The 25049-nt window shown below is 45.3% G+C and carries 39 protein-coding genes; 5 read left to right on the top strand and 34 right to left on the bottom strand.

Annotated elements, in window-relative coordinates:
- Positions 1-108 precede the first annotated feature (108 nt).
- The 3 genes from ACYVD4_RS08815 to ACYVD4_RS08825 form a co-directional block, all read right to left on the bottom strand.
- Entirely contained in the window at positions 109-396 is a 288-nt protein-coding gene (locus tag ACYVD4_RS08815; protein ID WP_460944526.1) for a hypothetical protein, read from the bottom strand.
- 108 nt (positions 397-504) lie between these two features.
- Positions 505-735: a DUF2188 domain-containing protein gene (locus tag ACYVD4_RS08820; protein ID WP_460944528.1), complete on the bottom strand. Its 231-nt coding sequence runs from the start codon at positions 733-735 to the stop codon at positions 505-507.
- A gap of 69 nt (positions 736-804) precedes the next feature.
- Positions 805-1233, bottom strand: coding sequence for a beta/gamma crystallin-related protein (locus tag ACYVD4_RS08825; protein ID WP_460944530.1), 429 nt, complete (start codon positions 1231-1233; stop codon positions 805-807).
- Between the two features lie 136 nt (positions 1234-1369).
- Here ACYVD4_RS08825 and ACYVD4_RS08830 point away from each other — a divergent pair, with 136 nt between their 5' ends.
- On the top strand, positions 1370-1723 hold the full coding sequence (locus ACYVD4_RS08830; protein WP_460944532.1) for a helix-turn-helix domain-containing protein: 354 nt from the start codon (positions 1370-1372) through the stop codon (positions 1721-1723).
- A gap of 13 nt (positions 1724-1736) precedes the next feature.
- Positions 1737-2306 carry an ImmA/IrrE family metallo-endopeptidase gene (locus ACYVD4_RS08835; protein WP_460944534.1) on the top strand — a complete coding sequence of 190 codons (570 nt, stop codon included), beginning with the start codon at positions 1737-1739 and terminating at the stop codon, positions 2304-2306.
- 22 nt (positions 2307-2328) lie between these two features.
- Here ACYVD4_RS08835 and ACYVD4_RS08840 read toward each other — a convergent pair whose 3' ends face one another.
- The 29 genes from ACYVD4_RS08840 to ACYVD4_RS08980 all read right to left on the bottom strand — a co-directional run bounded on the left by ACYVD4_RS08840 (position 2329) and on the right by ACYVD4_RS08980 (position 20686).
- Positions 2329-3750: a hypothetical protein gene (locus ACYVD4_RS08840; RefSeq protein WP_460944536.1), complete on the bottom strand. Its 1422-nt coding sequence runs from the start codon at positions 3748-3750 to the stop codon at positions 2329-2331.
- Position 3751: 1 nt separating this feature from the next.
- A complete protein-coding gene (locus tag ACYVD4_RS08845) occupies positions 3752-5803 on the bottom strand; it encodes a DUF5977 domain-containing protein (protein ID WP_460944538.1) in 2052 nt (683 codons plus the stop codon).
- Between the two features lie 81 nt (positions 5804-5884).
- Complete coding sequence (locus tag ACYVD4_RS08850) at positions 5885-6130, bottom strand: hypothetical protein (protein ID WP_460944540.1); 246 nt, start codon at positions 6128-6130, stop codon at positions 5885-5887.
- The gene (locus tag ACYVD4_RS08855; RefSeq protein WP_460944542.1) at positions 6117-6587 is read right to left on the bottom strand and encodes a hypothetical protein; all 471 of its coding nucleotides are present in this window, start codon (positions 6585-6587) and stop codon (positions 6117-6119) included. The genes ACYVD4_RS08850 and ACYVD4_RS08855 overlap by 14 nt, the downstream gene beginning before the upstream one ends.
- Entirely contained in the window at positions 6584-7438 is an 855-nt protein-coding gene (locus ACYVD4_RS08860; protein WP_460944544.1) for a hypothetical protein, read from the bottom strand. Before ACYVD4_RS08860 ends, ACYVD4_RS08855 begins: the two co-directional genes overlap by 4 nt.
- A gap of 63 nt (positions 7439-7501) precedes the next feature.
- Entirely contained in the window at positions 7502-7783 is a 282-nt protein-coding gene (locus tag ACYVD4_RS08865; protein WP_460944546.1) for a hypothetical protein, read from the bottom strand.
- A 62-nt stretch (positions 7784-7845) separates the two neighbouring features.
- Positions 7846-7977, bottom strand: coding sequence for a hypothetical protein (locus tag ACYVD4_RS08870; RefSeq protein ID WP_460944548.1), 132 nt, complete (start codon positions 7975-7977; stop codon positions 7846-7848).
- Complete coding sequence (locus tag ACYVD4_RS08875; protein WP_460944550.1) at positions 7974-8663, bottom strand: hypothetical protein; 690 nt, start codon at positions 8661-8663, stop codon at positions 7974-7976. Before ACYVD4_RS08875 ends, ACYVD4_RS08870 begins: the two co-directional genes overlap by 4 nt.
- Positions 8591-9346 carry a hypothetical protein gene (locus tag ACYVD4_RS08880; protein ID WP_460944552.1) on the bottom strand — a complete coding sequence of 252 codons (756 nt, stop codon included), beginning with the start codon at positions 9344-9346 and terminating at the stop codon, positions 8591-8593. Before ACYVD4_RS08880 ends, ACYVD4_RS08875 begins: the two co-directional genes overlap by 73 nt.
- Before the next feature lie 13 nt (positions 9347-9359).
- Entirely contained in the window at positions 9360-10343 is a 984-nt protein-coding gene (locus ACYVD4_RS08885) for a DUF6712 family protein (protein WP_460944554.1), read from the bottom strand.
- Complete coding sequence (locus ACYVD4_RS08890) at positions 10340-11632, bottom strand: hypothetical protein (RefSeq protein ID WP_460944556.1); 1293 nt, start codon at positions 11630-11632, stop codon at positions 10340-10342. Before ACYVD4_RS08890 ends, ACYVD4_RS08885 begins: the two co-directional genes overlap by 4 nt.
- Positions 11633-11635: 3 nt before the next feature.
- On the bottom strand, positions 11636-11935 hold the full coding sequence (locus tag ACYVD4_RS08895) for a hypothetical protein (protein WP_460944558.1): 300 nt from the start codon (positions 11933-11935) through the stop codon (positions 11636-11638).
- Positions 11925-12128, bottom strand: coding sequence for a hypothetical protein (locus ACYVD4_RS08900; RefSeq protein WP_460944560.1), 204 nt, complete (start codon positions 12126-12128; stop codon positions 11925-11927). Before ACYVD4_RS08900 ends, ACYVD4_RS08895 begins: the two co-directional genes overlap by 11 nt.
- An 80-nt stretch (positions 12129-12208) precedes the next feature.
- Positions 12209-12634 carry a hypothetical protein gene (locus ACYVD4_RS08905; protein WP_460944562.1) on the bottom strand — a complete coding sequence of 142 codons (426 nt, stop codon included), beginning with the start codon at positions 12632-12634 and terminating at the stop codon, positions 12209-12211.
- On the bottom strand, positions 12531-12893 hold the full coding sequence (locus ACYVD4_RS08910) for a hypothetical protein (protein ID WP_460944564.1): 363 nt from the start codon (positions 12891-12893) through the stop codon (positions 12531-12533). Before ACYVD4_RS08910 ends, ACYVD4_RS08905 begins: the two co-directional genes overlap by 104 nt.
- A 90-nt stretch (positions 12894-12983) precedes the next feature.
- Positions 12984-13613, bottom strand: coding sequence for a hypothetical protein (locus tag ACYVD4_RS08915; protein ID WP_460944566.1), 630 nt, complete (start codon positions 13611-13613; stop codon positions 12984-12986).
- Positions 13606-14493 carry a DUF4747 family protein gene (locus ACYVD4_RS08920; protein WP_460944568.1) on the bottom strand — a complete coding sequence of 296 codons (888 nt, stop codon included), beginning with the start codon at positions 14491-14493 and terminating at the stop codon, positions 13606-13608. Before ACYVD4_RS08920 ends, ACYVD4_RS08915 begins: the two co-directional genes overlap by 8 nt.
- A 162-nt stretch (positions 14494-14655) precedes the next feature.
- Complete coding sequence (locus ACYVD4_RS08925) at positions 14656-14946, bottom strand: hypothetical protein (RefSeq protein WP_460944570.1); 291 nt, start codon at positions 14944-14946, stop codon at positions 14656-14658.
- 68 nt (positions 14947-15014) lie between these two features.
- Positions 15015-15422, bottom strand: coding sequence for a hypothetical protein (locus ACYVD4_RS08930; protein ID WP_460944572.1), 408 nt, complete (start codon positions 15420-15422; stop codon positions 15015-15017).
- Positions 15423-15436: 14 nt separating this feature from the next.
- Complete coding sequence (locus ACYVD4_RS08935; protein ID WP_460944574.1) at positions 15437-15778, bottom strand: hypothetical protein; 342 nt, start codon at positions 15776-15778, stop codon at positions 15437-15439.
- Positions 15779-16003: 225 nt separating this feature from the next.
- Complete coding sequence (locus ACYVD4_RS08940; protein ID WP_460944576.1) at positions 16004-16318, bottom strand: hypothetical protein; 315 nt, start codon at positions 16316-16318, stop codon at positions 16004-16006.
- A 297-nt stretch (positions 16319-16615) separates the two neighbouring features.
- Positions 16616-17044, bottom strand: a complete 429-nt coding sequence (locus ACYVD4_RS08945) for a single-stranded DNA-binding protein (RefSeq protein ID WP_460944578.1) — start codon at positions 17042-17044, stop codon at positions 16616-16618.
- A 7-nt stretch (positions 17045-17051) separates the two neighbouring features.
- Positions 17052-17297 (bottom strand): hypothetical protein, encoded by a 246-nt coding sequence (locus ACYVD4_RS08950; protein WP_460944580.1) that lies wholly within the window; start codon positions 17295-17297, stop codon positions 17052-17054.
- 14 nt (positions 17298-17311) lie between these two features.
- The gene (locus tag ACYVD4_RS08955) at positions 17312-17749 is read right to left on the bottom strand and encodes a hypothetical protein (protein WP_460944582.1); all 438 of its coding nucleotides are present in this window, start codon (positions 17747-17749) and stop codon (positions 17312-17314) included.
- A 140-nt stretch (positions 17750-17889) separates the two neighbouring features.
- Positions 17890-18246, bottom strand: a complete 357-nt coding sequence (locus ACYVD4_RS08960; protein ID WP_460944584.1) for a hypothetical protein — start codon at positions 18244-18246, stop codon at positions 17890-17892.
- Between the two features lie 66 nt (positions 18247-18312).
- Positions 18313-18567: a hypothetical protein gene (locus ACYVD4_RS08965; protein WP_460944586.1), complete on the bottom strand. Its 255-nt coding sequence runs from the start codon at positions 18565-18567 to the stop codon at positions 18313-18315.
- Between the two features lie 118 nt (positions 18568-18685).
- Complete coding sequence (locus tag ACYVD4_RS08970; protein ID WP_460944588.1) at positions 18686-19489, bottom strand: hypothetical protein; 804 nt, start codon at positions 19487-19489, stop codon at positions 18686-18688.
- Between the two features lie 571 nt (positions 19490-20060).
- Entirely contained in the window at positions 20061-20366 is a 306-nt protein-coding gene (locus tag ACYVD4_RS08975) for a hypothetical protein (RefSeq protein ID WP_460944590.1), read from the bottom strand.
- A gap of 53 nt (positions 20367-20419) precedes the next feature.
- Complete coding sequence (locus tag ACYVD4_RS08980) at positions 20420-20686, bottom strand: hypothetical protein (protein ID WP_460944592.1); 267 nt, start codon at positions 20684-20686, stop codon at positions 20420-20422.
- A 178-nt stretch (positions 20687-20864) separates the two neighbouring features.
- On the opposite strand from ACYVD4_RS08980, the gene ACYVD4_RS08985 reads away from it, so the two are divergent.
- On the top strand, positions 20865-21368 hold the full coding sequence (locus tag ACYVD4_RS08985; RefSeq protein WP_460944594.1) for a hypothetical protein: 504 nt from the start codon (positions 20865-20867) through the stop codon (positions 21366-21368).
- 15 nt (positions 21369-21383) lie between these two features.
- Positions 21384-21851: a helix-turn-helix domain-containing protein gene (locus ACYVD4_RS08990; RefSeq protein WP_460944596.1), complete on the top strand. Its 468-nt coding sequence runs from the start codon at positions 21384-21386 to the stop codon at positions 21849-21851.
- A gap of 573 nt (positions 21852-22424) precedes the next feature.
- Here the strand turns inward: ACYVD4_RS08990 and ACYVD4_RS08995 are convergent.
- A complete protein-coding gene (locus ACYVD4_RS08995; RefSeq protein WP_460944598.1) occupies positions 22425-22721 on the bottom strand; it encodes a winged helix-turn-helix transcriptional regulator in 297 nt (98 codons plus the stop codon).
- 57 nt (positions 22722-22778) lie between these two features.
- On the opposite strand from ACYVD4_RS08995, the gene ACYVD4_RS09000 reads away from it, so the two are divergent.
- Positions 22779-23876 carry a ClpXP adapter SpxH family protein gene (locus ACYVD4_RS09000; RefSeq protein ID WP_460944600.1) on the top strand — a complete coding sequence of 366 codons (1098 nt, stop codon included), beginning with the start codon at positions 22779-22781 and terminating at the stop codon, positions 23874-23876.
- A gap of 87 nt (positions 23877-23963) precedes the next feature.
- Here ACYVD4_RS09000 and ACYVD4_RS09005 read toward each other — a convergent pair whose 3' ends face one another.
- Positions 23964-24830, bottom strand: a complete 867-nt coding sequence (locus ACYVD4_RS09005) for a DUF4349 domain-containing protein (protein WP_460944602.1) — start codon at positions 24828-24830, stop codon at positions 23964-23966.
- Positions 24831-25049: the final 219 nt, after the last annotated feature.

Raw genomic sequence — 25049 nt, forward strand, 5'->3', positions numbered from 1 at the left:
TAAATCCGGCAACAGGAGCCCAAAAGGACACAAAAAAACCACGACGTATAGCCGTGGTTAGAATTCATTTTACAACAAGAAAATACTGTATGAAAACGCTTTTTTCTATTATGCTTTGTTCTCAGTAATCAATAGTTTCTCGAATTCTTTAATTTTTTTGCTTTGCTCCTGAATAGTGATCTCTAGTTTACAAATTTGTAGCTTTTGTTCTTCAATCGTTTGATCGCATTTTATGACACGTTTTTCTAGTTCAATACCACACTGATGTAGAAAATACTTCTCTTTATATAAATCATAATATGTAATAGCCAAATAAAGTAAAGCAATAATAAAAACGATTGGAGCAATTACCTCGAAGACTCCAAATGGTGTATAAATATTTGATAAGTATTCCATTTGTAACCCGGGTTTAAAAATGGGGATTTAGTACAAAGCTTTATAATATATTATGCAACCCAATCATAAGCTTCACATATGATTGGGTTGAGTATCGTACCGATATAATTAGTTCTTCTTGTCTCTGGGTGGCATAGGGTCATTTCCGTAAGAGTCTGAATCTCGTATTCTGCCGTTCTCTCCATGGATGACTACCTCTGAATGTTGATTTTTGGCGATTTCACGAGCTATTTCTATAGCCTGCTTCTGAGTGTCTACAACTTTCGTTGCTTTTTGATTTCCAGCCCCTTTAACCTGCCAACCAGCATCGTGTTTTGTAACGTGTTGATTTTTTCCCATGATTTTAACTTTGTTTAAAATTAGAATAGTGAACAGTGCTCAACTCAATTGAGTTGAGCACTAACTTGGTTATTTTAGTTGTTCCAAACTAACACATCGGAATGATGATATCTGATCGTTCGGGATACCAAAATCCGAAACCCTAGCATAGTGGCCAGGGCCTAAAATAGACCCCAAAGCTTTTCCGTCACTGTCGAAAAATTGCCAATAACCAGAATAGATAATGATGGCGGAAATATTTTTATCTAATGAGTGACCTTTAAGATCAACATTAAATGAAGTCCTAAAACTGTCTTTACCTCTACTTAGATCAATCTCAACCTGTCCAGGCTGAAGTTCTACCGTATCTGTCTGAAAATTGAAATTGATATGCTGAAAGACCTCAATTTCAGGAAGGCTCTGTGATTGAACAGCTTTAGCCAGATTGTTAGTGCTGAATGTGTACATTGTTTTTAGTTGTTTAAAAAAGAATTGTCCCTCTGGCTCATATTCACTCATTTTTGTTGCTGGTCAAAGAACAGTTACTACATTTGTTCAGCTTGAGCAAAAATGAATGCATATATTCCACCTATGAAACAAATCACAAACGAATTTTAGTTTCGTTTGTGATAAAAAATATAGATTTATTTCAAACATGAAACAAATGGAAGCACATAGTTTTCTCAATACCAGCCTATTATCGAGCATGGTCCGTTCTCGTAGAGGTGATAAAGTGCTACGAGATGCTGTAAAAGAAATAGGAGATATTAGCCCGTCTACTCTATCACGAATAGAACAAGGTCATGTTCCTGACGTTGAAACATTCATTAGAATTTGTCAATGGATTGGGGAGCCTACTGAAACTTTTATTAATGCAACAGGAGAGTCTGGGCAATCAAATTCGGGTCAACAGAAAATAATTGCACATTTAAGAGCAGAAAAGGCGCTTTCACCTAAAACTGTTGAAATGCTGGTAAAGGTTATAGAACTTGCATATTTGCAAGACTAAATATCTACACTAAGTGACAACACGTAAATCATCATTAACATCCCAATTTAAAGCAGAAGCAGAGAAAATTGCTGGTAAAATGCGTGAGGCAATGGGCTTACCCAAGCATTCTCCTCTTTGTGCTTTTAAACTTGCAGAACACCTTGGAATAAAGGTCCAATCAATCTACGATTGTGGATTTAAAAATTGTGGTGAAAGATACTCAGATTGGTCTGCAATGCTGATCTACACAAAAGCAGGGAAGCCCCTTATAATTCATAATAAAACTCATAGCTTACCTCGACAACAAAGTGATATAATGCACGAGATAAGCCATGATTATTATGGACACCCTCTTTCTGAGAATTCATTAGGACTGTTAGTACCAACGGTAATGCTAACAGTTAACCCACAACATGAAGAAGAAGCCTCGTACTTAGGCGCAACTCTCCAATTACCCCAAAAAGCCCTATCATGGGCAATCTTACAAGAAAAAATGCCGCTTCAAACTATAGCCAAAAAATTCGTTGCGAGTACCCAAATGGTTCAATATCGTGTAAATATTATGGGACTTTCTAAAGAATTAAAGCGGCTAACCGAATAGGCTGAGCTAAGCTAATACTATACTAAGCCCGAACGAGTAAGGCCGTGGCGGGTGCTGTTACGGGTAGGCTGATTATTAGTTTAGCCAGCCAGTAGTCTACGCCATTGATGTACACCTTTTCCGAAAAGTCCAGCGTGGCTAGGTCAACCTCCTTAATGTTCATTAACCGTTCTACGTAAAATTGACGCTGGCGGGCTATTTCGGTCTGTTTCCAGAATACATTGGCCAGTCCGTCCGCTCCATTCCAAAAAAGGGAATAGCCGTTCCATTTGGCCGTGGCCGTTGGTTTGCCGTTTTGCAGGCCATTCCAGAATAAAAGCCGTGGCGTGAATTTGGCCGTTAGCTGGCTGAATAGTTCGGTAGTGCCGGGCTGTTTGGCGGTGGCCAGACCTGTAAGCGGGTCAATTAACAGCGTCGAAAATTGGCTAACTAATGGGCTTATTCCGGTGTCACTTTCCAGCGCTGGCGTTAGGTAATCGTTTAATAGTTCGGGCTTGTCTTTGGTCAGTCCGTCGTTACCGTCTGGAGTGCTACCCAACTGCAAACGCCTGGCCGTTTCGGGCTGTTTTTTGTATTCTTTTACGGCTTTGGCGCTCCAGTCCTTACTGGCGGCTTTCTTCTGGTAATTGTCCATAAAATCCAGCCGTACCGTTTTGTTTACGGTGTTTATGTTCATGGCCAGATTAAACAGCTTTCTCAGCTCCAGGAGTAAAACCGGAATCGTCATTTCGGGTAGATGATGCTGGAGCTCTACCACGGTTTGGCCCGGTCCGGCGTTCCGGTCGAGCGCCCTGGTATTGTAAACCAGGAGCTGGCCAAAAATGTCATGCTCCAGAAAATGGCCAAAAAATCGAACCCCTGTTTTTTCGGTAATTCGATAAAAGAGCTCCTTTAAAAACACCATCGGCACCAGCGGCCCCGTGGTGGTATAAGCGCCCGCCCCGTATTCGTTGACGTAGCCACTGTACGAAATGGTCGCACCATTGGAGCCGTAGAAATCGGGGTTTACTAGCATCGGAAAGGCCAAAACGTTCCGGTTTGCCTGTTGCACTACTGGCGTGAGCACTCCAGGGAGCGCTACGGCCCCCAAAGGTTGCGCTGGTAGCGTTATTGTTTGATCGTCGCCAAATAGTTCGCCCAATGGTTGAACGACCGTTAAAGCGAAGTTTTGCGCGGCTTCGGTCAGGATGGCCACCCCCGCCTGGAGCAATTGGCCATTGTAATACTTCTCACACTGGTAACGCATTCCTATGGCATCGCTCTGAAGCAAGTCAGGAAAGCCCATTATTTGCTGGTTGCGTGGCGTAATGGGTAGGGCTGGAATGGTGGCCTTATCGCTCAGAATATCGCCATAAACCAGGTAGGGGTTTGTCAGCTCCAGGTTTATGCTGGTGTTTGGGGTCATGTCGGCCACCTGGCCGTTTATTCGTACCTGTAAGCTCATTTTATAGGGTGGTTAGATTCATGTACACTTTCGCCCCCGATGCTGGTTTGATCGGCATAAAAATGTGTTCGTAGCCATCGCGGTTGGTTAGTACGTTCGTATCAGACACTAAAACGCCATCCACGTAAACCTTTAAATTCAGGTTCGTATTGGCTGGCCCGTAAACCAGGAGCAAATAGTTTTCGGGCTTCACGGGAAAAGCCAGATCGGTGGAAAATCGCGGGTAAACAAACGCGTTGGTTTGGCCTTGCAAATCCCATTTATTGCCGAAAATTGGGTCACCTGTGCCGAATACGTAGTAATAAATTTCAAAGCGGGCAGGGTCATTAACTCGGTAGCGCCATTGCCCTGGCGCTACCATTACGTTATACATTTCCGGCGCGGCTGTACAAGCGCCATACTGATCGGCGTAGGCCTGCGTGTTCAGGCTGCTAAATTCGGCTTCGGCTCGGTTGTTGGCTTCGGCCTGGCTGATTTCAGAGCCATATTTTCCGGCTGCAATGTTGATGGTGGCCACGTCGCCCAAAGTGCCATTTGGGCACGTCGTTCGCTTGTAGCTGGTGGCTCGGATAATGGCCGCACTGGCAAAGGGAGTGCTCCCTGGCTGCACCCCGGCCAGCGGTGAGCTCGGCATATAGTCGGGGTCGCCTGGCTGGTTGGGTTTCTCGGTGAGCGGCTTAAAGGTGCTGTTATCATCCACGTAGTACTTTTGCAGCTTGAGCGGCCTACCGTAGCCCGTGCGTTTGCCGTAACTGTCGAGCTCGTAATAAATGCCCATGCCCCGCCATTTGGTGGCTCTGGCAGGCAAAACGGGCGCGGCTGGCATCGCGGAATGATTGTACTGAGCATTAACGTAGCGAAACGTAAACGAGCGCGTTAGTAGGTCGGTGTTGTCTTCGGCATCCACCAGGCTCGTACTGGTGAGTTCCAGCGCCTGGTGACCCTGGCTATCGACCAAATAAACCTGGTTAGCCAGTAGGAGCTCGTCCAGGTATTTGAGTTGTGCCGTGGCGTTACCTTCCAGATAGCCCGTGCTTACGGTTAGGCTCCTGGAGCCTTGCACGTAAATAGTACGTAATTCGGCAAAATCGGCAGGAGCTCCGGCTGGCCGCTCCAGTTCGGCGCTGGCTCGCTTGGTGTCCAGGGTTTCGGCGCTTTCACCTAGTAGCCGTAACGTATCCCATCCGCCCAGGCTATTGGTAAATAAAAGCCATCGCTCGTGGCTCCGGTGGCGCTGATCGACAACGTAAGTACGTACCTGGCTGATACGTTCCTGGTTGCCATCAGCCAGCCAAACCTCGTAATAGGCCACCAGATCGGGGTTTAAGTTTAGGGCTTTGGGGTGCACGGGAACACTAACAACCTGGTAGGCCTGCGCCCCTCTGAGTGCTCCAGCTTCCAGCACTTCCGACGTGCCATTAACGTAGTGCACCCGAAAACGGCGGGTAATGGTGGCGGGCAATGGTGAGCAATTGAGCAAAAAATACAGGTATTCCGGTTGATTGCGGCCAATGGTTTTGCCGTCGGGTTGCCAGGTTAAAAATGGCCGCTCTTTGCTCATGTAGTCGGTAAAGAATGCGTTACCCCATGCCGCAAAATCCCGCTCCAGCAAGCCCGCCTTTAGGAGCCACTGGCTGGCCACGTTTTTGGTAGACGCTGGAATGTCCACCCCCTTATTTTCGGCGCTCTCTTTGGCCATAAACGGCATGGTGAGCGTAGAAATTACGGCCATTTCGCCCGCTCCAAAGGTTGGCTTTTGGTAGTCCAGGAAACCGTCCAGGAGTTCGTTTAACTGATAAAAAGCGCCCTCATAAACGGCCAGCCCGCCCGTGGTGGCGGGTGGCTTCTCGGAGCCTGGCATTTTTACGAGTCGTTTAAAATTGGTCGAGCCCGTAAATTCTGGCGTGAGAATTTCCAGGTAATAGCGCAAGCCGGAACGGTCGGCCAGGGTGGTATCTACAGGGTCGATAACGTGCTCCAGGGTGTTCCTGGAGAATAACAGCGGCAAAAAGGCCAGGCTGGTATTTAGTGGGTCAATAAAGGCATACGGCATAAAAAAGGCTCAACTGCAACGGCAGTCCGATTTGTTTTGCCGTCAAAGTTGAGCCCTGGCAGGCCTGGCAGAAAGGACGTTTTAGGCATTGCCTTTGATGAAATTTTGTATTCGTTTTTGACGTAGCGCTTTGGCCAGTTTGGTGGGTCTGTTCTCCAGGTGTTTCTGGCGTAGGCTCAGGTGAATCAGGCTCAATTTTACGCCAATGAGCCGCCACTGGCCCGAAAAGATTGCCGCCCCGATTAGGTAGAGCAAAACGAACGGTAAAGCCACCAGCCAAACCAAATAAAAGCGGATGCGTTTGAGAATGCTTTTAAAGATGTGCATAAAAAGAGCTGTTTGCCTGTAAACCGATTCTAAACCGTACTTCGTAGCCATAGCTGGCTTCTAGTGTTACCATCGTTACGGGCTCCATAAAAATACGACTGGTCGGGTCAATTAATACGGTGTAGTCGTCAACGTGCGAAAAAAGTTTACTGGTTAGCTCGGTGGCCAGTCGCTCGGCTTCATCAAAAGCCGCGTCTTCCTGGTCGTCGTCGTCCATTCTGCCCGTGCAAATAACGTAGTACGTGCTGTCGAACCAGGCAATCGTGGCCCCGGCTCCGTTGTCTTCGATGCTGTATTTAGGCCGCAATAAAAACGCGGCTGGATAAATATCTTCATCGGTAGAATTTGCCAGGAGCCTATCCATTTTATCGCCACCAGAGCGCGAAACGGTGGTAATGCCTGGCACGGATTCGGCCACGGGTTTAAAGAACTGCCAAAAAAGTTGTGTGGTTGTCATTCGTCTTGTTGGTTACGTCGTTCGGCTTCGGCAATCAGGTCTTTACGGTGTTCCTCCAGGTATAAAAATACCTCATGCACGTTGGCCGCTTTGGTTTGGTCCAACGTACCGAAAATCCCCTTACTGGCCAGTAAATGGCTGTTTTTGGTTAAGCTCTGGCCTGGATAAAGTTCGGGTTCGCCATCGCTTTCGCCCTTGCCAAAAACCTCGTATTTATCCATGAGCCGTTGCATATTTCCGGCAAAGAATAACAGCACGGCCATTTTATAACCTGGCTCCAGGTGCTCCAGACTTTTGGCCCGCTCTTTAGCTACGTATTCGTTATAGGGCTCGCGGTGGTCGCCGTTCCAGCCTGGCGCGTTCTGATAGTCGCCTGGCCGCTCTGGTCGGCACAACGTAGCTACTAATAAATCCAGGTGTTTGTCTCCGGCTACGAGCTGGCGGATATAAACAAGGAAATGAATATAGGCGTCGGTTAGCTCGCCATAGCTCATGGCCAAAAAATCGGCATCGGGTAAAAGCCACGGCTGGCCTATGTCCAGGCTTTTAAATGGTTGCTGATGGATTGGCTCGGTTTGCATCCATCGTAATTGGTGCCAAAGGGTGTGCAAAACGATGGCGTTGGCCTGTCTGGTCTTTTTGCCAACGTGCTTGCCAAAGTGCTTGTACATCAGCTTTTGCCAGGCCTTTGGCTTAATATTGAGCGCTAACTGGAGCGTTTCATGGTAGGAATCCGCCCCGCCTGGAGCCAGGTAAACCCGTTGTAAAAGTTGGGGTAATACGTCGGGTTTTACCTCGCTCCAGCGTTCCGGTAACTGGTAGGATTTACCAGCAAATTCAATGGTTAACATTAGTCTTTTGGACGTAATAGATAAAGACAGAGTAAACAGGTAATAAACGCGGCTATCATTCGCCTATCGGATTAGCTCCAGCTCTTTCTTTTTGGCCAGCGCTTTAAAATCGACGGCCAATTGTGGAAAGAAAATTAGAACAAATTCCACGGCCAGCGTGGCGCGGTCGCCCATAAACTGCACCCATTCGGGCAGGGTGGTAACACTAGCGAGCTGGTAAATTACGGCCCCGATTGCGCCCAGGATAATGGCCATAATTTGAATAGCCCGAAAGTAAACGGGTGTTGGTGCCAGCAACCGCTCCAGGGTACTCAATTCGTCTTGTACATTGCTGTTTGTGTTCATTGGTTTGTGATTAAAAAAACTATCGGACCGCCGAAGCGGTAGAATGAGAAAAAAACGGCGGGCTATTCGGCAAAAAACAGCGCCATTAAGAGGCATCCGAATTTATAGCCCGCCATTGATAGGGCAAAAATGCCCAGCATTGCCCAGGCTGAAAAGGACGTTACTTTGTGCTTTGGGAGTGTGTCGGTGTTCATTGTTTGAGAGAATGTAAATAAGGTGTTAGCCAGTTGGCTATGTACTTAATTTCTGATTTCTTACGGCGGTTGATGTAACAGCCGTATTTGGTACCCTTGCCCCCCGACGTATTAAAACCGATTAGTTTTACTTCGTCGTCGTCGTCGTTCCAAATGTCATCCACTAGCCCCTCTATGTGGCTGGTGTAGATGCTTACGGCATCCATCCGGCGTGGCCGAATCCCTAGCCGCTGGTTTCCGCGTTGGTTGCGTCGATAGATGATTTTAGCGGAAACAGAGAAATAGCTGGCCACGGCTCCCAATGCTTTAACGGGCAATTTGGCCCCGTTCACCCGATGCGCGTAATAGAACCCACTGGCGCAATAAGCCGAACGAATTGGCAAACCGTTGTAACGGTTAATTTTCGTTATCCATGCGGCATCATTGTTGTTTGTAAGCTCCACCATGCCCAAAAAAACGGCGGCACTATCCAGAATAGCTTTACGTAGTTCGGTTTCGTCGAGCGTCCAGGGAGCGGCTGGATAGATGGCGTTTTTGTCTGGCCCTTTGACGGTGGCGGGCTTGGTTGTGGTGGTGGCCACTGGCTTAGTGGCCACCACGGCGGGCTTTTTCGTTACGGTTTGACTCCGTGCGACAAAGCAGAATGTAAGACAAATAAAGCCGCAAAGGCTAACGTAATTACGCATCGTTGAAATGGGGTTAAATCCTCGAAAAACTCAGTAAAGAAATCTTTGCGGCTACGTATAAACGGCAAGAGGTAAAAACACACAAACGGCACCAAAATCAGGAGTTTCAGCATGGCCACGGGCAAATCCCAGAACTCTACGTATTTCTCAAAAAAGAACTTTTGATTACTGGTAATGTCGTAAGCGTTCATTTTTTCCTCTAGCGGCAAATGCTCATTCAAAACTTTGATGTGTTCGCCTACCGTTTCAAAATTGGTGCTGGCCCAAAAGATGGCAGCAATCAGTAAAGCGATTTGCACCACGGCCCCCAAACGATGGCGTAACAGCCCGTGCACTTTGTCCAGGGTGGTCGGTTCGGCGGGCTGTTCTTCGGCGGGCTCTTCGATGGCCAGCCCTAGCTCTCTGGCCAATTGCACGGCTTGGCGGTCGGCCTCCAGTGCCCATTGAACGTACATTTTTTTACTGGTTTCGTCGGATTCTTTAGTCGCTGTTTCGCGGAATCCGGCGGCATCTTCGCGTAATGCCTGGTAGGTATCCAGTTTGCGCTGGCGTTCGTCGGCTTCGGCCTGGATTCGCTTTTGCTCCAGTTCGTACTCCTGTTGAGCAATCTGGTCTTTCATGGCCTGGATGCGTTCGGCCTCCAGTTCAAACTCTGTTTTTGTTACGTCGGTTTGTGTTTGCATTGTATTTGGTTGTTTAAAGAATTACTAGTGAACTGTCATTGTACGAATCGCTTTCTTCGCCCGTTTTTGGTGAATTTTCGGCGTAGTAGCCTGGCCAGAGTTGGGCGCTGGCGGTGGCCTGCAAATACTCCTGAAGCTCGCCCAGGTAAAACTGGCCATCCATATAAAGCTGGCGTTTTTGGCTGTTGGTCTTATCGGGTGCGGCTGTTACGTCTTCGATAATGCCGCCTTTGCTCCGGCGCTCGGTTATGCCTGTTTCATCGCTGGAGTGGAGCGGTAAATACGGGTAGGCCTCATAAATAGCCAGGTGAGCCAGCGCGGGCTGGATAAACTCCAGAATAGCCGTTTCGGCTTCGGTGAGCTCATGGTCTGGATTGCTCCAGTTTGCTTTTAACGCCTGGTAATCTAAACCGCCTAACATGGGCTTTATATAGACGTATTCGGCCCGTTTGATGTAGGTTAAAAGCTGGTCGAATAGGCGGTATTTGCGGCCCATTGTTGGCACGGATTGGGCCAGCTCATAGGCCGAACGGATAAAATACCGTTGCCGTTTTTTGTAGGCACTGGAGCCAGTCCAAACCGCTGGCCGAACTTCTTCCAGCGCCCGCCAAAAATTTTCGAGTGCCAAATCTAACATGGCCACGTTTGCCTCTTTTGAGTCTACGTATTCCCATTTGGCAATGGCCACGGTGTTCTGCGTGTTGAGCTTTTGCAGGCCTAAATCACCCACCCGCATTTTCAAATGCGGAAAGGCCAACTCATAACAGCGCCAACTTATGCAGGATTGAGCCAGGTAAAGCAAATCGGCACCGCCCTGGATTGGGTCGGGTGTGCCTGCGGTTGGATTCTGGAGCCCTGCCAGGTAAGCCACCAGCTCACGGCCTACCTGATCGGAAAACCAGCGTTCGGCAAAGTTGGCAAACGGCTCCATAGTTGAAAAATCCAGCTTACCCTGGATGCCGCCCAGGTGCATCTTTAAAATCTCTTTGGTTATCATGCCGCTCCTAGATTTACGTTTGCTTCTTTCCCGGTCGGGTTCTTGTCCAGGGTGGTTAAAGTGACTCCTTTAAACATGGGCACTACGTCTTTATAGCCCATAATTCGGAGCGCCATTTTGATTGGCTCCAGCAAAATCTGGCGTTGTACGGGTGTTCTGTAGTTTTGCTGATAATCGGCCACGATTCTAATTTGGCTCCCTGAATCGCCACTTTTTGAACCTGGTGTAACCCCGCCCAAAACGGGCAAAATTCCGGCGGCATTGGTGCCCGAAATATTGGCCATTTCCCAAACCTTGCTGTAGGCATCGTCTGAGTTTTCATTTTTCAGCGGCACTACGTCAATGTTATCGGTGGCTTTTCCATTCTCGCCCCGTAGGTAGCGCACCAGTAACGTTTTATTGACATTTTCCACCCCTGAAAGCCATTCTTTGAGGTTCGCGCCGAACTTCGACCATTTTTCTTTGCGCTTGTCCGGTGGTAAATCTTTGCCGTTTTCCTTATCAAAATAATCATCCGGCATACGGATAATGTATTTGATGTTATAGCCGTTTTTGAGCCCGCTTTTGTGGAATAGCGGTATCAGGTTTGATGTTTCTATCCAGTCACGAGCGCACCACCAGGAGGGAAACGCATAGAACGGATTGCCAGAAATATGCTCTCTGGAGTGGAACATACTTACTACGTTGCGCGTCGGGTCTACACGGTCAAACGCTGGTATTTTTTCACTCTTTTCGAGCTGTTGGCCCCATCCTTCACCGAACCACGGATTTTGCAGGTAATGACGAACTTTGCCGCCAACGGGCTTGCCTATACGTGTGGTAAAACTGTCGGAAATACTAAGGAGCGGTATACCGTCCACGGTAAACTCGAAACGGGTAAAATGATTCGCGTTCGTTACCCGCTCGTTAATGGCCGCAATGGCATAATTAGCCAGTTCGGTCTGATAGGCCCAGTCTTCCAGCTTGTCGTCTGTGTAGGGCTCCAGGGTAATTTTGCCCTCACTACGAATCTTGGTAAAAAAGTCAATGCCAGAACCATAAATCATGTCGCGGCTGGCTTCCAGGAGTGGCCGTATTTGGCTGTTTTTCTCCAGGAGTTTAGCCATTTGGTTCGGCTGGTTATCCTGCGAACCCCACGGAATATGGTCTAAGCCATTGGCCTGCGTTAGCGTTAAGCTGGTGCCAAAAACCTGGTCCCGGCCTGGATTGGCACGTCCGTTGGTGAGTTGAATAACTGCCCCGTTCTTCTGACTGTCGATGAAAAACGCTTTATCTGAAATCCATTCCATTGCTTAGTAGGTATGTACCACCCGCTGGCCGTTGTAGTGTGTTATCAAGTCAATAAGTAGCTCAAAAGGCTGGTTATTTTTCTCCAGGTTCTCCAGAAGAATAACGTGGTTCAAATTGATATTGCCCCGGTAGCCCTGCGAGCCTGGCAGGTTCTTCGCACATTTGCGAACCCTGGCTTTTTGGCCCGTTTGCCCGTCCTTTTTTACGTACTGAATGCCGAAAACATGGTTCTTGCCTCCCTCCAGGGTGTCCTGGTGGATTTCGGCAAACATGGCCCGCCTGGTGATGGTTTTAGATTGCATTTGTTAAGCGTCGGCTGGCGGTGGTTTCCGGCTCCAGCACTCGGTAATAGTGGCCAGACATTAGGGTAATGTGGCAAAACTGGTCAGGTTTGGCCATATCAGCCTCCACGGTTGAAACGTGTTCAGGATTGATATTAACAGCTCGGCTTGTGCCATCGCTATCGGTGATAAATTTTACTAGTTTTAATGCCATTGGCGCGTGTGTTTTGGTTCATATTGTTGTTTACAGTGTCAAAGTTGCGCCCTGGCTGGCATCGGCAAAAGGACAGTTATTTAGGGTAAAATACCCTTTAGTTTGCCCGCTACGTACAAAGCCACGGCCAGCCTCATGGCCCAAACCTCCAGCTTTGCCTGGCGGGTTTTTATCACTTGATCGGCCACGGCCTGGCGGGTGTTGGTTAGCTCGGCGGTTAGCTTTCCATTCGATGCCTGGCAGTTGGCCAGGTCTTTGGCCTGGCGCTGGTTGGTGGCCTCCTGCTGGCTTATTTGGTCTTTATAAACTACTTCGCGTTTGATGGCAAAGTCTAGCCGAATCAGATCCATTTCTATGCTTTTGGCGTGGCCAATAAATTCCACGGCCACGGCCAGCGAATCCTTACTTTTTGGCGTAGCGTTTAACGATTGCCCGCATAGCTTCGAGCTCGCTAAGAGCGTTAGCAGAATCCAGAGCGGCCTTTTCTTTAAGCTGGTTGTTTTCATTTTCTAGGGAGTTGATTTTTGCGTTTTTGTCGGATAGTACGGCGCTCCAGCGGATAGAGTCCTGGAATGATTGAGCGCTGGCGTTTTCACGTAGTAAAATGGCGCGTTCGTCCTGGCAGGCCTGGAGCTCGCCCTGGCCAGAAAAGCGGCTAATAAGCCAGGTTACGGCAATACCGATGGCCACGGCCACCAGCTCCCAGATAAAGCGCTCGCTATTGCTTCGGATAAATTGCCAGATGGTGCTAAAAAATTGTTTCATAGGCCAAAGGTGGCCAGGCTCTAGGCTCCCCGAAAGGACATAAAAAAAGCTCTCATAACTAGAGAGCTTTTAAAACTAAAATAGGTGAGCTTACGGATTGTCTAATTGTCCTTGTTGTAATCTTTTCTTTTTCTGCTCATCTTCTATTCTCTCAATAGTTAATAGAGAGTGATGCATTTGACCGAAAGTAAAAATATTTGTAACCAAATTTGGAATAATCAGCAATCCCCAAAATCCTAAAAAAGATAGTATTCCAATTGTTGAAGCATTGACTATGTTAGCTAAATCTTGGCAGTTTACCTCAAATTTAAACTCTTTAAGAAAGTTTATCAAAAAGGCCATAATAAAAGCAGTTAACTGAAGTAGAATTGAGAATGCAAATACTCCACTTAGCTTTTGGAAAATGGAGGCTTTTTTATTTGGTTGCTTTCTAGTCATAGCTTTCAATAAACTACCATTACCAAAGCCTACAATAAGTGCATATCCTCCAAGGTTGAATCCGAGTAGGTTAGGGAATACAGACATAACCTGTGATACCCAAAAGCCCAAAATTTCGTAGTAGGACTTGGTAGAATAGCCTGTAATTGCTACAGTCGCTACAGATAGTCCTAAACTCCAAAGAAAAGGCCATGACTCTCTGATCTCCTTTGCATCATAAGCTCGTAAAATGCCCCTGTAGCTAAAGGGATGGTCTTCTTTAATTCTTTCATGTTCATTCATCGTTATTAGTATATCGTTGTATTACCTCTTTAAATATAACATTTTCTAGGCTATTTTCGGCTGTTGCTATGGCTTTATTTTTTTCTGGATGCTCTTTAGTGACAATCCTCCTAGTTTTACCACGTCTGTCCTTCACCCTAGCTTCTACTTCCCCATTTTCAACTGCTAATTTTAGCCCGCCTTTTATTAGTTTTGTCTCTAAGTTTAACGTTTCGTCTTTCCCTGATTCAAATGCAAGATTAGCCTCACTAATGTTAGATTGTTTTAATTGAGAATCTAACCAGTCTGCGGCATCATCCCCAATTTCATCAGCATTAGTATATGAAACATTTATTAGTAATTTTTCAACTTTATCTGCTTTATATATTTCTTCAAAAATATCTTTTGACTGCTGAATGATTACACTATAATCCTCATCGCTACTTACGACTTTGTTTATGGCTTTCACAAAAAAATCTTGGGCATTTTTTGCAGTAAAATCTGATGATAATTTTAGCGCTAATCGGTGAGCTTGAGGAATAAAAACGTATTCAGTTTCTTGCTTATTTGGGTAGAGGCCTTTTTCAAGGTTCATAGTTATATCCTCTCTAGTTACAGTGCTAACCCAAACGTTATTTTCCAAATCAGTGAAACGGGTTATTTTACCGTAATAAAATTCCTTCCCATCAACTACTTCTGGAAACATAGTCCTTAAAAAAGCTCTTTTTCCTCGTCCAATATGCTCAGTGATAGTGCCACTGAAAATGTCACGAAAAATTTCCCGGTAAGCCGATTCACCTTTTCTTCTATTCGAAATGAGTTTGATGTTTAGTAGTAGATAAGTAAATGGTATCTTCTTAGGTTCTCCAGGTTTTTTTTTAGTTCTCTTCTTTAGAGCCATAGCTAATCAATGTACAAGTTAAACTAGTTTACAACTTATTAAAGTGAAATGGAAACACCACCTACTTTCATTAATTACAATTATACGACATATGAGATTTTAGGCGAAAATATTTTTTCTGGCATCTACTATTTGTTTAGATAACAACTTAATATTTTGTTGTTAATGACACATTACCCGCTCCTTTTGAATTTCTTTGAGCATTTCTAATAAGTCGATTTGGCCCGTATTGGTATGTCTGGTTTCTTTCTGCGGGGCCCTTTTGGCGGCATCGCGTTCGGCTTTCTCCAGGATAGCCTCCGAAATGAATCTGTTTTGATTTCTTACGCTGGCCAGCACGGTATAAGCCTCCAGGCTGATTTGGGGAGCGATTTTTTTAGAGGGCTTCGCTTTGCGGCCAGAGTTGGTGGGCCGTGTCTTTTTCGTACCGTCTTTATTGTAGCCTTTTGGCATAGTTGTAGAGTTTACTTTTACCAGTATTTTGAGAAAGAGAAGCCTGGTTTTCGTCCAGGCTCTGGTGATTAATCGGTTAAACCTGCTCTTTCTTTCTCGCGTTCGCCCAGCTCTAGCTGGAGCGGGATTTTCTCCCATTTGTAGCGCTCGTTTAGTCGTTCCACCATGTGCCACATTACCAACTCAAAACAATCTACATACGTCAACCTGTCGCCTTTTTGGATGATTTTGGCGGCTACATGGATAATGCTATAGGGCTGTTTTAGTAGCCTCTTTTGAGCCTTGTTCACTACGTTGTAGCAAACTCTGGTAATGTTGATTTCTGGCCCTTTAACATTGCAATTATGGTAAAGGGTAGGAATCATATTGCATTCTGGCTTTGGCTGTTGCTTTACACCTGGTGAACTGAAAAACCATTGTTCGGGCTCTGGAAAGGTATTTAGATACTTCTCTAATGTAATGATTTCGGTTTGCATGGTAGGGGTTTGGTTTAAGCCTGGCCAGGAGTTGCCAGGCTGGTTTTTCTCCAGTTCTCTTTTGCGAATAAAAAGCCTTTACGGGTGTTTGAGTTGAATGATAGGGCTTTGAATTTTCCGTCCTTAGAATGGCAATAAATCCAGGTGTGAGTGGTGATTTTAGCAACTCGTTTGTCATTGCGTCGCATCAATTCAAGCTCGGCAAATACGGCTTTTTCCAGTTCGGCCAGGGTGGTAAAGCGGGCTATATTCTGCCTTATGAAAAGCGCCACCTTTCGCTCTGTTTCGGTTATTTTGGCGTATTTGAAAATGGTTAAAATGAGCGGCTTTCTGTTGCCTATTACTTCAAATTTCATCGTTTTAACGGCGTAGTTTGGTGGATACTTTGCCAGAAAGTGCTGGTTCGATGTATAACGGCGGCTCATTGGTTAGTTTTTCGAGCTCGTTAATGTTGTGGTTACGTATAGAGCGGCAACGCTGGCAGGTGCACGTTTTGGAGATAGAGCTGGCCGTGGGATATTCTCGGAGTGGAATTAGTAGGCTGTCGCGGACTTCTTCAATATCTCTTATGTCTTCTTCGCTTAGTTGATCGGTGAGCATGGCACTAGCGTTGATTTGCTGAAATAATAACCTTGTGAGTGTGGGGTGTTGACGTGCTCCAGCGCGGCCTGGATAATGAGTTGCGGCCTAAACTCTTTACTGCCTGGTTTGTGGGTGTTGTTGTACCAACAAATCAAACGTAGCTGGCCAGTAGTGCCCTGGCGAATGTGCCGCCAAATCGGGGAATCTTTCGCCCAAATCGCTTTGGTTTCGTCGTATTGCAAACCGTTGTATTTACCCTCCAGGCTGGCCACAAATCGCTCTAAAGCCTGGCGCTGTTTTTCGTTTACTAGCATGGTGTTTGAAGTGGCCAGCCCTGGAGCCAGGGCTGGCGTTTAGTGAGTAGCTGTTTACTTATTTTGTTGGCAGGGTGGCCGCTCGCTGGTTTCGCTCTGGCCTGGCATTTGGTAGCTTTCCCGGTATTCCGGTTTAAGTAGGCTTTTAACGCATCCACATTTTAAGCACGTTGTGGATGCGCCCCATTTTGGTTTCTTGTCCCATTTGTGGCGCTCGTTTCCTGGCACAATTCGCGGCCTTTTGCCCTCGTTTAAGTGCACAATCCCAAACCCTGGAATCTGATAAAAGCCCATCGCTTAAAACGGTAAGTCGTCGCTTTCTTCAATAGCAAACGGCGCGGGTGCTGTGGTGGCGGCTATGGCTGGTGCTGGAGTGGTTGGCGCGGTTGTGGTCGTGCTACCATTGGCCTTATTGCCCAGGGAAATTTGGTTTACACTAATACGAATTGTGGCGTAGAGCTTGCCATCTTTTTCGTAGGCGCGGGCACTTGGTTTGCCTTCCACGTAAACCTCACGGCCTTTCGTTAGCCAGTTGATTACGTTAAAAAACCGCTCTTGTTCGGTCACACAATCGCACCAAACTACTTTATCTACCTTATTGCCATTACGGTCTTTATAGCTTTCATCAACGGCCAGCGAAAAGGCTACGAACTTACGCCCGTTATGGTCTACTATTTTGGCATCCTGGCCGATACGGCCAATAACTTGTAACTGATTTAATCTCACGGGATTATTAATTGAAAAGTGTTGATTGCTTGCTTTGAGCCAGTTGCGTCTGGAGTTGGAAAATAATTTGCTGTTGCTCCTGGCAGTAGTCCACTACTTTGGCCAGGGTGTCCTTTAGCTCGGTGGCCTGCTGGCCATTAATCGAACCTTTGATAAATCCGGCTTCGATACATCGCGTTAGTTTGCCGGTTTTGGTGAGCTCCTGTTTGATACCCTGGAGCTCGCGGGTGGATGGAACGGCTACGTTTGCCATTATTCTGGTTGGTTTTAAATTTGGTCTTTTACTTCATTGTATTCTACCACACTACCCTCTGTAATGCCCTGGATAATCTGGAGCACTTTGGCCAGCATTTCCGGGCTTTCGCATTTGGCCAATTGGCGGCCAAATTCCAGAATTACGTCCCGGCTGGCCAGGTAAAGCTGGCGCTCGTCGTTGTTTCGCAGATCGGCCAGGATTCGGCCCCGGCTTTTGTTGGCGGCTTCGCTAATGATGCCTTTAATCGGTAATTCTGCCAGAATCAAAAGTGCGAGCTCTTGCAGGTGGGTGTTTAGAATTACCTTGTTTTTGTTGGCAGGTGTTACGGGTGTTGGTTGCAGGCTTTTAGCGGCAAGTCCAGACGGTTTATTAAGGCTCGCGGCAAGTGCCGACGCTATGCCAGGGATTTTATTAAAACTCATAATGTGCGTATTTTGAGGGTGTTTCATTTAGGTTTAAATACTGGTCGATAAGGGAGAAAATAGGGCTCAACGCAAACGAGATTAACACTACTGAACCGATGGCCACGGCCAGCCAGAAAAAGCAAACCAGGCACAGAGTAATGGCAACCGGAGCAAAAAGCAGGAGTTTAAACATGGTTGTAATTGGTTAGGTATTTGGTTGATAGTCCGTTATCAAGTAGGGCTGTTGTTAGCTTGCTGTAAATCGTTTGCAATTCGATGGTGAGCGGCACCTGGCCAAATCGGAGCCAGAAAGCAATGGCCACCGTTAGCGGCAAACTCAGTGCAAATTCTTTGTTACGTTCGCGTAGTCTCCAGGTTAAAATTTGCTGTTGTGTTATCCTGGTTCTCCATTCTACTAGTAGGATTTCCTCCAGGCTTCTCTCGTTCAGCATTACCCATTTACTGAGTTGTCCAGGGTCTTCGGCAAACAGGTAAAGGCTTACAAATTCCTCCCGATAGAGCTTAATGGTGATTTTGTGCATTTGCTGGCTGTAAGCCTTTTTTCGCCTTATGGTTTAGTTTGGCAGGCTCAAAAAAAGATCGTTTACCTATTGGGCTGGTTTGCGGCCAGGCTTGGACTTTGGTTTTTTATTGGCTTTTTCAATAAGCTTATTTACGTCCCCTAGGAGAATGTCCAGAGAATCCTTTTCACCGTTCAATCCGGTTTTAAATCCAGTCCAGTAACCGCTGGCAAAATCATCGCCTTCTAGTGCTCTGGTTTGTGCATTGGCGGTGCTGCTGGCATTCATTCTAAGGAATGATTCTATGCTAATTTTCAGTAGTTCTAAGTCGGAAAGTGCCATCTGTTTTATTGGTTTTAAGCCATTTAAACCTTTACGTTTAGTTTGGCAGGAGTAAAAAAAGATCGTTTTGCGGTGGCTGATTGTGAGCGTCTGGTGGCTGGTTTCTCTTTTTCGGCCTTTACATTTCCCGCGTAAATCGGGTGTTTAGGTTCTGGACTGCCTGCTGTGCTCGTTTGGCCGATTCTACGTTGTCGGGGTCAGTTGTGCCGCTTGGTGGTGTCATTGACGGCGTAGGGCGTTGGCTGGCTGGTTGCTGGTAGTTTGGCCGCTGGTGCTGGCTGGCCTGTTGTTGGCCTGTGGGTGGTTCTGGCCGATATACAAGCGGTTGCTTGTTTGGGGCTTTCGTTGTGTAAGCGTCTTTGCAGGCTCTCCACCAGGCTTCTACTCGGTGGCGTGGATAACGCTTAATTAGTTCGTGGCAATGTTCTACCAGTAAATCCTCTGTGGGGAAACGTTGCGTATTGAATTTAAAATCAATCGCTTCAACGTCGCGTACTGTCTCTCTAGGTGGCAGGAGTTTAACAGGGTCGAACGCTTGGCCAGATAGTTTGGCATCGTAAAGCCGCTGTAAATAATTGATGGTCGAAAGATCAAGCTGGAGCTCATTATGGGCCACAAAATACGTTGGGTACATTTCCAGTAGTATTCTGTCTTCTTTCTTGTGCTGGAGCTCCCCGCCACGGCGATACCATAGCATTTGGTAGGTCTTGTCTAAATACCCGTTATGGCAGATACGGGCCACACAATCCTGAAAAAGCGCCTGTTTGTCGTGTTTTTCGGCCTGGTTGCGGCTCTTAGAATAACCGTCGAACGTATAAGCCTTTTCTCCCTTTAGGTAGAGTTCCCAGCGAAACGTAGAGCCCTCACGGTCGCCTACGAATTTGCGCTTTGAACGGTCTTGTGTGTTGTACTGTGATGTCATTTTTTGAATGGTTTTGGAAATGGTTGTTTTTGTTCGATTTAAGCCCTTTTAGAGCTCTTCCCTTGTTCTAGCAGATTCAGAAAAATATCTCATTGTCAGGCCTTTGTGTGGTGTTCTGATGGCCGATTTCGCTTTTTTGCCGTTTTTTCTGATCGCTTTTCTGGCCTTTTGGCCCTCCCTGCTCCAGTTATTCGGTTAAGAGAGTAGTACCCTTTTTTAAAAGTTACTCTAAAAGTTAAACGAGTTAATCAAAAGTTAATCTATTGGTTAACAGATAGTTAACTCTTGGTTTAACTGCGATTCGACCAAAAAAACGCGCCAAATTGGCATAGTCGTACCGGCCAGCCATTTCTGGCTGTTTTTTTACGGGTCTGGAAAATTGCGCGGCCTTGTGCACCAGGTCGCTAATGTGCACTAACGTTTACCTATATACGTTAAAGAAAATGTGAGTAAAAAGTTTAGTGGCTTGAATCTGGCCAGGCCACTAAAACCGTTTTGAAATTTCCTTAACCATTAACTTTATGGTAACCCTACCATAGCCGATGGCGGGGAATCGAACCCGCCTAAACTCCTAGCTTTGTGCCAGGTGTTGCTCTCCAGTAGAGCCTACCACCGTACCCTTTTTTTTATTAGTGATGGCATCACTAGTACCCATTAATAGCTTGCCGAAAACCTTCGGATAAATCCGAGCACGTAGTAAAACGTAGGTTAAACGAGCGGCCTGGATTGCCTCCTGGAGTGCTGGCTTTTGTCGGTTGTCTTTTTCAACCCTGGCCAGGAGGCTATCCAGTTCTGATTTTGCCCGCCTATATGCTGTCTCCGCTTGCTCTATTGGCATAGCGGCAATTTGATCGCTTGTCAACGTTTGTACGTTCATGGCTTTAATGGCGGAAAATTGGCGGAATTAGGAGGCTGATAAAAGGACGGATTTTATTCTACGGGTGGGATGGTGTTTGTTAAGATATTATCCCATGTAAACCCAAAAAAATCCACAAACTGAATTAGAATGAAATAGGGCAAAACGGCCATATCAATATCAGAACTACCCTTTGCCTCTTTCTCCAAAATTGACCGTTTGAAATAGGTTAAACAATCGCTTTTGATGTGCCATTTGGCGGATAAAATGCCATTCATGGCCAGCAATCGCTCCTTATCTTGGGTTTCAAGCCGTTTATAATGGTCGTTTATGGTGTTCATGGCAAATAATGACCGTTTACAAGAAATTGCTATGTTTTCACGGTGACTGTTACAATATTTGTACATTCACTGTTACAATCAGTGCACAATTTTATAGCAAATGATATATAAAAACAAACATTTGCTATAAAAATGATTTCACTTTTATATATATTATTGATTTTTAGACAATTAAAAAATGAAGAAAAAAAGCAATTGGTGGATTTATATAGTAGCGGCTGTAGGCGTTTTGTACATAATTGGACGACCTAAGTCAAACGAAGACGCGAGTAGTATTACTAAGATTACAGATTCTTATAGCAAACCTTTAATATCAATAAAAGAAGTTGCTGGAAAGAATAGAACAGATGTTAACAAAGTGCTGGGTAATGGCAAGTTTATGACTAATTGGAAAGATGAAAAGTCTGGTTGTACTCAATGCCCTAAATACGTTTACAAGAATGACTCATTAGAGATTATTTATATAGGCGGAAAAGCAGATAGAATAACCCTAAATAATCTAAAGGATTATAAGTTTAATGATTCGTTTGTTGAGGTTCTTGGTTTGTCTCCAGCAAAGCCTGGGTTTGCAAATGAAAATGTAAAGCGCTGGTATGGCCTTGATAATCTCAAGGAAGTTATGATTTTTAATGATGGGAGTGGAAACGTAGACTATGCTCTCGTTAAAACGAAAGCTGATTAAACCCCGTAGAACGCGATGACTACAACAATCAACCAAAGGATTAACCAACTAATTCAAGCATTAAACATGAAGTCTAGTGCTTTTGCTGATTCTATAGAAAAAACGCCAACGGCTATTTACACAATATTGAATGGTCGCAATAAGCCAGGGTACGACATTCTAGAATCTATCCTTTCTCGTTACCCTAAAATAAACGCTACGTGGCTAATTACTGGAGAGGGAGAAATGTTTCGGGAAGAATCGACACCAGTTACGTCTCCAGATAATTATCTGCATGACCATTTAAAAGCGCTAGAGGATAACTTTGAGCGGTTAACCAAACAACTGGAAAATAAGGATAGGCAGATTGAGGGTTTACAACGTACTGTTGACTCCTTACTAAGTCGTCCAGGAGCAACCGCAAATTTTCTTAACGACGTAGCCGATCACCAGGCCGTAGTCCGTATTCATCCCGCTACGCAAGCAGTGGGAAATGTTGCTTAAAAAAAGGGTTCGCCCCTTTTTTTGCTCAAGTTGCGGTTACGTTCGCGGTTACGTCGAAAATGTTAGTTTACTGAGTGTAGGCTGGCAACGGTGAGAATCAATAGATTATAATAATAATGCGGGTGGGGGTGTTAATTCCTCGCTCTCTGCCAAAACTGTTTTTAAAAGCTAAAAAAGCCGATTAGATAAATCTAATCGGCTTTTTTATTGCCTTATTCAGCATCTATTATCAAGTACATAAGCGTTTTCCCCGTTTAAATTTTAGATCGGTTGATTCTTTTGTTGGCACTTTAATTGGTTGGTGGCACCACCTATTACTTAAAAATGGACTAAACCAGATTCATACTCCATGTGAAGCTGACCAAATGCAAAAAGAAGCAAAATGCGTGCTATCTCAACCCTCTAAACAGATGAAAATTTCTGTCAGTTTTAAAACTAAATTTCACAGGAGACTAATTTCAAAAGCAAAAATATCCCCATAAACAATATTCTTTTTTCACAGCAAAAAGAGAATATTCCCCACGATACATATTAGATAAACTAATTTTTTAATCAACGTATAAATTATATTTCTCACGACAACATTTCTAATTGATTAAACACAGGAATCAATGCATTACCTTTCTCAGTCAACGAATATTCAACATGCAAAGGTTTTTGTTTAACAACAACCTTATTTAACAAGCCAGACTCTTCCAATTCTTTCAGCGCAATGGCTAACGATTGCTTATTTGCCCCTTCAATCTGACGTAACAGACTATTGAATCGAAGTGGTCCATCAAGCGCCAAACGAAATAATTCAGGTTTCCATTTCCCCGAAAGTAACTTTAATAACCCTTGTGCTGGGCATGTTTCAGCGTTTTCTGTCATACGGCTGGTAGTCAATTTTTTCTGACCTATTGTGCATTAATTTCTAATCGAAAACCTTTGCACAAAAATAAGGGAGTTAGAACACTAAACATTGGTGAAACATCTAGTACCGAAACATTCGTTCACATAATTTCCCAGAAAAACAAATTAACAAGTCTCACAATCGATATGAGCAGCAGTACGTATTTTTCAACAGTACTATTATCTTTTTTTCTTCAATTTTGCCAGGCTCAAACGAAACCATCAATGAACAATACTAATCCGCTTTTATGCGATCCAGAAAAAGGCATCTGCGAACTACCCGAATCAACTAATTCAGAAGTTAAATCAACCATTAATTCAGGCAAAAAACCAGTAAAAATTATTTATTTCACTGACCCAATTTGCTCAACTTGCTGGGGAATTGAACCTCAACTACGAAAATTAAAACTAGAGTATGGTAATTCTATTGAAATAAGCTATCACATGGGCGGATTATTGCCCGACTGGAGTTACAATAGCGGTGGAATTAGTAAACCATCGGACGTAGCACATCACTGGGATGAAGTAAGCCGCTATTATGATATGCCTATTGATGGTGATGTCTGGCTGGAAGATCCATTACATTCATCCTATCCGCCATCTATTGCGTTTAAGGCTGCCCAATTACAGGATGAAGACAAAGCCATCGCTTTTTTACGGGCAATACGGGAAATGGTATTTCTGGAGAAGAAAAACATTACTAAATGGGAGCATCTTGCCAAAGCTGCAAAAAGTGTAGGGTTGGACTCCGAGAAATTGAAACTTGATTACGAAAACGAAGCACAACGTTTGTTTCAGGCAGATTTGACATTGGCCAGAGAAATGGGGGTGCGTGGTTTCCCAACCCTGTTTCTTACCGATAGTTCAGGTTCTAAAGAAGTTGTCTATGGATTTAAGCCGTATGCCACTTTAGAAAATAGCCTTACTAAAATCTACCCTAAAGCCGAAAAACAGGCCTATCCAAAAAACTGGGAAGGTTTATTTGCTCATTATCCGACGCTCACAAAAAAGGAATTTGCCGAATTGAGCGGGGTATCAATTCAACAAAGTGAGCAGGAATTAGAGAATCTTGTGCAACAAAAAGAGCTAGTAAAAGTCAATACAAAAAACGGGGCTCTCTGGAAGCATAAGTAAACCCATAACTAACCAGCATCAGTAACGTATTGAGCCAGAAGTGATATTCACTTGTGGCTCAATACGTTACTGGGCAAACGTTCTACTTTATTTCGCTACGTTCCTGCGTTTTCTACGCCAGCGTTGAACAAGCCATACAACAGCGGCAATCACCAGCCCGATTGGCAAAAAATAGAAAGCACCAACCAATACGTCGCCCATAAGCCGGAAACCATCAGTCAGGTTGTGCCAGATTTGGGCGTAAAAAGGTTCTTCCGGATTTAAAGCCACTTCGGTTTGCTGATAGTACGTCAGATTAATCGTACTCAGCGTTATTTCGTCGTTGAGCTGCCGCAATTCGGCTTCCTGCACTTCCCGCTCTTCCCGTATTTCGGCCAATTGCTCCTCCACTTTCAATACGTCCTCCACGCTACGTGCCTGTTTCAATAACTTCAGGTACGTCTCTTCAGTAGCTTTTTTGCTACGTATACGTGCCTCTGTATCAACGTAACGGCGCGTAACATCGTCCGACGTAATGGATTTCGTATCCGTAAAAATTGATTCTTTCAGAAGTGATGCAAGCAATGAATCGAAACGTGTGGCTGGAACGCGAATAACGAGGGCATTTTCGATGGTGCTATTCGTTTTTAGTTCATTCGAACTACTAATCTGTCCGCCTGTCTGTTGAACCGCTTTTTGAATGACCAACCCCGAAGATTTAAAATCACTGACCCGCATACGTACCTGCGCATTACGGACGATTTTTCTGGTTACGGTGGCTGGTGTAGCTCTTTGAGGTGGTGGTGGCGGTGCAGGCGGAAGTTCATCAGTAACACCAGATTCACTATCTTCCTGAGCCGGAACTTTAGGAGCTGCCATTTGGTGGGGCACCATGGCCTCCGACATCGTAGATTCCGGCTTCGACTGGCAGGCTAGTAAAGCCAGGGCAAGTATAAGTGTCAAAAATTTATTCATGTCGGTAAGATGCAGGAGGTTGCTGATTTCCACACAAGATACGTAGCAATTTTACTACCGAAAAAATGAACATAATTGCTCATTTCTAGTAGTTTGAGCAGGAAGTGGCGAACGATGAGCCCTTGTAAATTGTTACCAGTTTACAACCAAAATGGCCCATTGGTCCCGCAATCCCTCGCTTTTGTTTTGTCCTGTATCGGCTGTCTATTTTGATAAGTC

The sequence above is a fragment of the Spirosoma daeguense genome (assembly GCF_054776875.1).

Bases quoted from the DNA above. Each gene is read 5' to 3' on its own strand.
- ACYVD4_RS08950 (WP_460944580.1), bottom strand. From the start codon at position 17,297: ATGGCAAACGTAGCCGTTCCATCCACCCGCGAGCTCCAGGGTATCAAA.
- ACYVD4_RS08985 (WP_460944594.1), top strand. From the start codon at position 20,865: ATGAAGAAAAAAAGCAATTGGTGGATTTATATAGTAGCGGCTGTAGGC.
- ACYVD4_RS08870 (WP_460944548.1), bottom strand. From the start codon at position 7,977: ATGAACACCGACACACTCCCAAAGCACAAAGTAACGTCCTTTTCAGCC.
- ACYVD4_RS08915 (WP_460944566.1), bottom strand. From the start codon at position 13,613: ATGAATGAACATGAAAGAATTAAAGAAGACCATCCCTTTAGCTACAGG.
- ACYVD4_RS08875 (WP_460944550.1), bottom strand. From the start codon at position 8,663: ATGCGTAATTACGTTAGCCTTTGCGGCTTTATTTGTCTTACATTCTGC.
- ACYVD4_RS08850 (WP_460944540.1), bottom strand. From the start codon at position 6,130: ATGCACATCTTTAAAAGCATTCTCAAACGCATCCGCTTTTATTTGGTT.
- ACYVD4_RS08815 (WP_460944526.1), bottom strand. From the start codon at position 396: ATGGAATACTTATCAAATATTTATACACCATTTGGAGTCTTCGAGGTA.
- ACYVD4_RS08990 (WP_460944596.1), top strand. From the start codon at position 21,384: ATGACTACAACAATCAACCAAAGGATTAACCAACTAATTCAAGCATTA.
- ACYVD4_RS08970 (WP_460944588.1), bottom strand. From the start codon at position 19,489: ATGACATCACAGTACAACACACAAGACCGTTCAAAGCGCAAATTCGTA.
- ACYVD4_RS08865 (WP_460944546.1), bottom strand. From the start codon at position 7,783: ATGAACACAAACAGCAATGTACAAGACGAATTGAGTACCCTGGAGCGG.
- ACYVD4_RS08860 (WP_460944544.1), bottom strand. From the start codon at position 7,438: ATGTTAACCATTGAATTTGCTGGTAAATCCTACCAGTTACCGGAACGC.
- ACYVD4_RS08925 (WP_460944570.1), bottom strand. From the start codon at position 14,946: ATGCCAAAAGGCTACAATAAAGACGGTACGAAAAAGACACGGCCCACC.
- ACYVD4_RS08930 (WP_460944572.1), bottom strand. From the start codon at position 15,422: ATGCAAACCGAAATCATTACATTAGAGAAGTATCTAAATACCTTTCCA.
- ACYVD4_RS08920 (WP_460944568.1), bottom strand. From the start codon at position 14,493: ATGGCTCTAAAGAAGAGAACTAAAAAAAAACCTGGAGAACCTAAGAAG.
- ACYVD4_RS09005 (WP_460944602.1), bottom strand. From the start codon at position 24,830: ATGAATAAATTTTTGACACTTATACTTGCCCTGGCTTTACTAGCCTGC.
- ACYVD4_RS08935 (WP_460944574.1), bottom strand. From the start codon at position 15,778: ATGAAATTTGAAGTAATAGGCAACAGAAAGCCGCTCATTTTAACCATT.
- ACYVD4_RS08905 (WP_460944562.1), bottom strand. From the start codon at position 12,634: ATGAAAACAACCAGCTTAAAGAAAAGGCCGCTCTGGATTCTGCTAACG.
- ACYVD4_RS08995 (WP_460944598.1), bottom strand. From the start codon at position 22,721: ATGACAGAAAACGCTGAAACATGCCCAGCACAAGGGTTATTAAAGTTA.
- ACYVD4_RS08955 (WP_460944582.1), bottom strand. From the start codon at position 17,749: ATGAAACACCCTCAAAATACGCACATTATGAGTTTTAATAAAATCCCT.
- ACYVD4_RS08965 (WP_460944586.1), bottom strand. From the start codon at position 18,567: ATGGCACTTTCCGACTTAGAACTACTGAAAATTAGCATAGAATCATTC.
- ACYVD4_RS08830 (WP_460944532.1), top strand. From the start codon at position 1,370: ATGAAACAAATGGAAGCACATAGTTTTCTCAATACCAGCCTATTATCG.
- ACYVD4_RS08940 (WP_460944576.1), bottom strand. From the start codon at position 16,318: ATGCTAGTAAACGAAAAACAGCGCCAGGCTTTAGAGCGATTTGTGGCC.
- ACYVD4_RS08900 (WP_460944560.1), bottom strand. From the start codon at position 12,128: ATGGCATTAAAACTAGTAAAATTTATCACCGATAGCGATGGCACAAGC.
- ACYVD4_RS08855 (WP_460944542.1), bottom strand. From the start codon at position 6,587: ATGACAACCACACAACTTTTTTGGCAGTTCTTTAAACCCGTGGCCGAA.
- ACYVD4_RS08840 (WP_460944536.1), bottom strand. From the start codon at position 3,750: ATGAGCTTACAGGTACGAATAAACGGCCAGGTGGCCGACATGACCCCA.
- ACYVD4_RS08845 (WP_460944538.1), bottom strand. From the start codon at position 5,803: ATGCCGTATGCCTTTATTGACCCACTAAATACCAGCCTGGCCTTTTTG.
- ACYVD4_RS08890 (WP_460944556.1), bottom strand. From the start codon at position 11,632: ATGGAATGGATTTCAGATAAAGCGTTTTTCATCGACAGTCAGAAGAAC.
- ACYVD4_RS08885 (WP_460944554.1), bottom strand. From the start codon at position 10,343: ATGATAACCAAAGAGATTTTAAAGATGCACCTGGGCGGCATCCAGGGT.
- ACYVD4_RS08880 (WP_460944552.1), bottom strand. From the start codon at position 9,346: ATGCAAACACAAACCGACGTAACAAAAACAGAGTTTGAACTGGAGGCC.
- ACYVD4_RS08895 (WP_460944558.1), bottom strand. From the start codon at position 11,935: ATGCAATCTAAAACCATCACCAGGCGGGCCATGTTTGCCGAAATCCAC.
- ACYVD4_RS08980 (WP_460944592.1), bottom strand. From the start codon at position 20,686: ATGAACACCATAAACGACCATTATAAACGGCTTGAAACCCAAGATAAG.
- ACYVD4_RS08975 (WP_460944590.1), bottom strand. From the start codon at position 20,366: ATGAACGTACAAACGTTGACAAGCGATCAAATTGCCGCTATGCCAATA.
- ACYVD4_RS08910 (WP_460944564.1), bottom strand. From the start codon at position 12,893: ATGAAACAATTTTTTAGCACCATCTGGCAATTTATCCGAAGCAATAGC.
- ACYVD4_RS08825 (WP_460944530.1), bottom strand. From the start codon at position 1,233: ATGAGTGAATATGAGCCAGAGGGACAATTCTTTTTTAAACAACTAAAA.
- ACYVD4_RS08820 (WP_460944528.1), bottom strand. From the start codon at position 735: ATGGGAAAAAATCAACACGTTACAAAACACGATGCTGGTTGGCAGGTT.
- ACYVD4_RS08960 (WP_460944584.1), bottom strand. From the start codon at position 18,246: ATGCACAAAATCACCATTAAGCTCTATCGGGAGGAATTTGTAAGCCTT.